Source organism: Pseudorhodoplanes sp., from assembly GCF_046289595.1.
GTDB lineage: Bacteria > Pseudomonadota > Alphaproteobacteria > Rhizobiales > Xanthobacteraceae > Pseudorhodoplanes.
Genome location: NZ_JBKBVB010000182.1, coordinates 1 through 5,435, shown reverse-complemented (window position 1 = coordinate 5,435; position 5,435 = coordinate 1). Strand labels below are relative to the sequence as shown.

The following is a 5,435-nucleotide window of genomic DNA, read 5'->3' as shown; positions in this document are numbered from 1 at the left end:
GAATAGTGGAAAGGGCGTTCGGGACAACGGAACGTTGGTGTGGGGTTGCCTCGCACCGGCCGCCACGGGCAGGAGCGCATGATGGCCGAGGCCTTGATCTACGACTGCCTGCGCACGCCGCGCGGTTCGGGCCGCGCCACCGGCAGCCTGCATACCTTGTCTCCGATCGATCTCGGCGCCACCGTGCTGAAGGCGCTCGACGCGCGCACCGGCTGCACCCGCACGACCATCGACGACATCGTGTTCGGCTGCGGCGATGCGGTCGACGACCAGGGCGCCGACATTGCGCGCTCGTCGCTGCTGCGCGCCGGTTTCGACGAGCGCATTTCCGGCGCGGTGGTGAGCCGCTTCTGTTCGTCCGGCCTCGATGCGGCGAATGCCGCGGCCGCGCGGGTGATGGCAGGCCAGGCCGATTGCATGATCGCGGGCGGCGTCGAGATGATGTCGCTGATCTCGATGGGCGGCACCGGCGGCCCCTGGGGCAGCGACGCCGAGTTCAACACCATCACCAATTTTACGCCGCTCGGCGTCGCCGCCGATCTGGTCGCAACCCTCGATGGCCACTCGCGCGATGACGTGGACGCCTATGCCGTGGAGTCGCAGAAGCGTGCGGCGCGGGCCTGGGACGAGGGCCGTTTTGCGCGGTCGGTGATCGAGGTGAAAGACTTTAACGGCACGCAATGCCTGTCGCGCGACGAGCATATGCGGCCCGGCACCGATATGGCGGCGCTTGCCAAACTCAAGCCGGCCTTCGAGACGATGGCGGTGAAGGGCGGCTTCGGCGATATCGTGCGCCACCGCTATCCGCAGGTGAACCGGCTCAACCATGTCCATACCGCCGGCAATTCCTCCGGCGTGGTGGACGGTGCGGCTGCGATGCTGATCGGCTCGCCCGCGCTCGGCAAGGCGCTCGATCTGAGGCCGCGCGCGCGCTTTGTCAGTTTCGCCACGGTGGGCTGCGAGCCCTGCCTGATGCTGACCGCGCCGGGGGAGGCCGCGCGCAAGGCGGTGGCACGCGCCGGGCTGACGCTCGACGATGTCGATCTCTTCGAGGTGAACGAGGCTTTCGCCTCGGTGGTGCTGCATTTCATGGAGGAGACCGGCGTGTCGCACGACCGCGTCAACGTCAATGGCGGCGCGATCGCCATGGGTCACCCGATCGGCGCCACCGGCAATATCCTGATCGGCACGCTGGTCGACGAACTGGAGCGGACCGGTGCAAAGCGCGGGGTTGCCACCCTCTGCGTCGGGCTTGGCATGGGCGTCGCGACGCTGATCGAACGGGTCTGAGAGAGCAGAACCATGATCCGGCAGGACAGCCTCGGCGACGGCATTGCGCTTGTTGTGTTCGACAGCGAAGGCGCGGTGAACACGCTCGGCGCGCAGGACAATGTGGACTTTGCCGCGCTGATCGAGCGCCTGCTCGCAGACGAGAGCATCAAGGGCATCGTGCTCACCTCGGAGAAGCGCGATTTTCTGGCAGGCGGCGATCTCGACCAGTTGCGCCGCGTCGCAACCCCTGACGATGCAATCGCGATCGTGACGCCGTTTCTCAAGGCGCTGCGCCGGCTCGAAACCGGCGGCAAGCCGGTGGTCGCGGCGCTGAATGGCACCGCGCTCGGCGGCGGCTTCGAACTCGCGCTCGCCTGCCATCGCCGGATCGCGGCGGATGTGCCGTCGGCGCGATTCGGCTTGCCGGAAGTCACGCTCGGCCTGATGCCGGGTGGGGGCGGTACGCAGCGGTTGCCCCGGCTGATCGGGATCGCTGCGGCAGCGCCGCTTCTGCTCGAAGGCCGGCGGCTGAAACCGGCCGAGGCGCTGAAGGCGGGCATCATCGATGCGGTGGTGCCGCCGGAGCAATTGCGCGAGGCGGCGAAAGCCTGGGCGCTGGCCAACCCGAATGCGGTGCAGCCCTTTGACGTCAAGGGCTACAAGCTGCCTGGCTTTGCGCCGCAATCGGCGGAAGGCCGCATGTTTTTCATGGGGAGCTGGACCCGGCTGCATAAGCGCAGCGCGAACTGCGATCTCGCAAGCGAAGCCATCCTGCAGGTGCTGCATCACGGCCTGGAACGCAGTCTCGATGCCGGCATCGCCATCGAGACCCGGCATTTTGCGCGGCTTGCGGCCTCCCCGGATGCGAAGGCGAAAATCCGCACCTTGTTCGTCGGCACGACCGAAGCCAGGGCGATGAAGATGCGGCCGAAGGATGTGCCGGCGTCCAGGCCTGCGCGGGTTGCGGTGATCGGCGGCGGCGTCATGGGCCGTGGCATTGCCTATGTGGCGGCGCAGGCCGGGCTGACGGTCGAACTGATCGATGTGTCGGACGAGATGGCGGAAAAGGCCCGCGACGCCATCGCCAAGAGCGCCGCGCGCGACGCCGCGCGCGGACGTCTGCGCGGCGGCTCACCTGACGACGTAACCGGCCGCATTCAGGCGAGCGCGGCCTATGACGGCATCGCCGAGGCCGACATCGTGGTCGAGGCGGTGTTCGAACGCGCCGATCTCAAGCGCGAGGTTCTGACGAAGGCTGCCACAGCCGCGCGTCCCGGGACGCCCATCGCCAGCAATACATCGAGCATTCCGATCACCGAGCTTGCCGCCGCCATTCCCGACCCGGCCTGCATGATCGGCCTGCATTTCTTTTCGCCGGTGGAGCGCATGCCGCTGGTCGAAGTCATCCGCACTGCGGATACCTCCGACACGACGCTGGCGCGTGCGCTGGATTTCCTCAAGGCCGTCGACAAGACCCCGGTGGTGGTACGCGACGGCCTCGGCTTCTTCACCAGCCGGGTGGTCACGACCTATTCCAGCGAGACCATGAATCTTCTGGCCGAGGGCGTTGCGCCGCAACTGATCGACAATGCCGCGATCAATGCGGGCTTCACGCTTGGCCCGGTGTCGCTCTGCGACATGGTGACGATGCCCCTCTTGAAGGACATTTTCGCCTCCATGCGCGGCGACGGCAATCGCGTCGCCGATCGCGGCAGCGTTGCGCGCGAGACGGTGGAGAAGCTCGCCGCGGCCGGCCGTGTCGGCAAGGTCAAGGGCAACGGCGTCTATACATATGATGGCGAGCTGCGCGATCCGTGGGACGGGCTCGCCGCCTGCCTCGGCACCACGCCTTCCCCGCTCGATGAGACGACGGTGCGCGAACGCCTCCTCTACGTGCAGTCGCTGGAAGCGATCCGAACGCTGGAAGAGGGGATCGTGACGCGCCCGATCGACGGCGATCTCGCCGCGGTGCTGGGCTGGGGCTATCCGGCGCATCTCGGCGGCGTCTTCTCCTATGTCGACCGCATCGGCTCGGGCGAATTCGCGCGCCGTGCCGACGACTATGCCGCGCGCTTCGGCGGACGCTTCGCGGTGCCCGCCATGCTGCGCGACATGGCGAGGGACAACCGGAAATTTCATGAGTTGTGAGGGCGCCGATGCGCCATGCGGCAGAGGCCGTGCAAGGGAGATGACCCGATGAAAGCCATGGTGATGGGTGGATTGGGCCTTACCAATCTCGCATTGCGCGACGTTCCCGATCCGAAGCCCGGTCCGGGACAGGTGCTGGTGCGCATGCGCGCGGCGTCGCTGAATTTCCGCGATCTGCTGACGCTCGACGGCAAATATGGCGGCATGCAGAAGCGCGAAAACCTGATCCTTCTTTCCGACGGCGCCGGCGAAGTCGCCGAGCTTGGAGCGGGTGTGAAGGAGTGGAAAGTCGGCGACCGCGTGGTCGGCTGCTTCTTTCCGTTCTGGCAGGACGGCGAGGCGCAGGAATTTCTGCTGCGCGATGCGCCGGGCGGTCTCGCCGATGGTGTGGCGTCCGAGTATCGCGTGTTCAATACCGATGCGCTGCTCGCGATTCCGCCGCAGCTCAGCTTCGTGGAGGCCGCGACGCTGCCCTGCGCCGCCCTGACCGCCTGGAGCGCGGTCCGCGTTGCGCTAAAGACCGGACCCGAACACGTCGTGCTGACGCAGGGAACCGGCGGTGTCTCGTTGTTTGCGCTGCAATTCGCCAAGGCCGCCGGTGCGACCGTGATCGCGACCTCGTCGAGCGAGGCCAAGCTGCAGCGGTTGCGCGCGCTCGGCGCCGACCACGTCATCAGCTACACGGATGACGCGGAATGGGGCAAAACCGCGCGCCGGCTGGCGAACGGCCGCGGCGTCGACCTCGTGGTGGAAGTCGGCGGCGCCGGGACCATCAAGCAGTCGATCCGCGCGTCGAAACTCGGCGGCACGGTGGCGGTGATCGGCGTGGTCGCGGGGCCCTCGCTGGATTTTCCGCTGCCGCTGATCACTATGAACATGCTCAATGTGGTGGGTGTCGCGCTCGGCAACCGGCGGCAATTTGCCGATATGCTGCGCGCGATCGGGCATCACGCGATCAAGCCCGTGGTCGATAAGGTCTTTCCATTGGCGGAACTGCCGGCCGCGCTGGAATGGCTGCAGGGGGGCAATCATGTCGGCAAGGTCTGCATCGAGATTGGCTGATTGCAGGGCATGAGCGCGCAAAATCCGGACCGCCGGCGTATCCGCGCTTTTCTCGAAAAGCCCGAGGCCCCGCTTGCCTTCGATTCGTCCCCATTGCTGGTCGCGCTTGGTACGACCATTCTCTCGGCCGAAGCGGGCCGGATCGCCCTGCGGTTCGAGCCGTCGCCGATGTTCTTGCAGGGCGCAAGCGTGGTACAGGGCGGCGCCGTGTCGGCGATGCTCGACTTCGCGATGGCCGCGGCGATCATGACCGCGCTCGACGACGATATTCATTTTGCGACCGCCAGCCTGACGGTCTCGTTTCTGACGGCTGTGAAGCCCGGACACTTGCTGGCCGAAGGCGAGGTCGACCGGCTCGGGCGGCGCAACGGTTTCGCGCGGGCCAGCTTGCGCAGCGAGAGCGGAGGCGCTGTCTTGGCGACGGCGTCCTCCGTGCTGACGCTCTTGCCCGGTGGCGGATAGCGGCGGGAACCCGGATGGGACGCATTGTATCGGAGATTGCAAACGGCATCGCCACCGCGATGATCTCAGCGCCGCCGATGAATGCGCTGAGCGCGGCGATGCGTCGCGAACTCACAGAACAGCTTCAGGATTTCGAGCGCGATCCCTCGGTACGCGCGATCGTCCTGCGCGGCGACGGTGCGAAGGCGTTTTGCGCCGGCTTCGACATTGGCGAAATGACAGCGAGCCTCGGCTCGGCAGAGCAGGCCCGTGCGCAATTCACCAAGGACGCCGTCTTGTTCGACCGTCTGGCGCATTGCCCAAAGCCGACGCTCGCCGTGGTTGACGGCGTTGCGCTCGGCGGCGGGCTCGAACTGGCAGTCTGTTGCGATTTCATTATCGCGTCGGAGCGCGCCCGCTTCGGATTGCCCGAAATCAGGCTCGGGGCAATTCCTGCCGGCGGCGGGACGGTGCGGGTCACGCGCCTGATCGGGGCCGTACGCGCGCGGCAA

General features: G+C 67.0%; 5 protein-coding genes. All 5 read left to right on the top strand.

The features are described from left to right. Positions 1-81 precede the first annotated feature (81 nt). A complete protein-coding gene (locus ACK41X_RS22310) occupies positions 82-1,290 on the top strand; it encodes an acetyl-CoA C-acetyltransferase (RefSeq protein ID WP_409728158.1) in 1,209 nt (402 codons plus the stop codon). Positions 1,291-1,302: 12 nt separating this feature from the next. Then, positions 1,303-3,420, top strand: a complete 2,118-nt coding sequence (locus ACK41X_RS22305) for a 3-hydroxyacyl-CoA dehydrogenase NAD-binding domain-containing protein (protein ID WP_409728155.1) — start codon at positions 1,303-1,305, stop codon at positions 3,418-3,420. Between the two features lie 48 nt (positions 3,421-3,468). Continuing rightward, positions 3,469-4,482: a zinc-dependent alcohol dehydrogenase family protein gene (locus ACK41X_RS22300; protein ID WP_409728152.1), complete on the top strand. Its 1,014-nt coding sequence runs from the start codon at positions 3,469-3,471 to the stop codon at positions 4,480-4,482. Between the two features lie 9 nt (positions 4,483-4,491). Then, complete coding sequence (locus ACK41X_RS22295; protein WP_409728150.1) at positions 4,492-4,944, top strand: PaaI family thioesterase; 453 nt, start codon at positions 4,492-4,494, stop codon at positions 4,942-4,944. A gap of 14 nt (positions 4,945-4,958) precedes the next feature. Continuing rightward, positions 4,959-5,435 (top strand): enoyl-CoA hydratase/isomerase family protein (locus ACK41X_RS22290; RefSeq protein WP_409728147.1); only part of this gene is annotated, 477 nt, incomplete at its 3' end.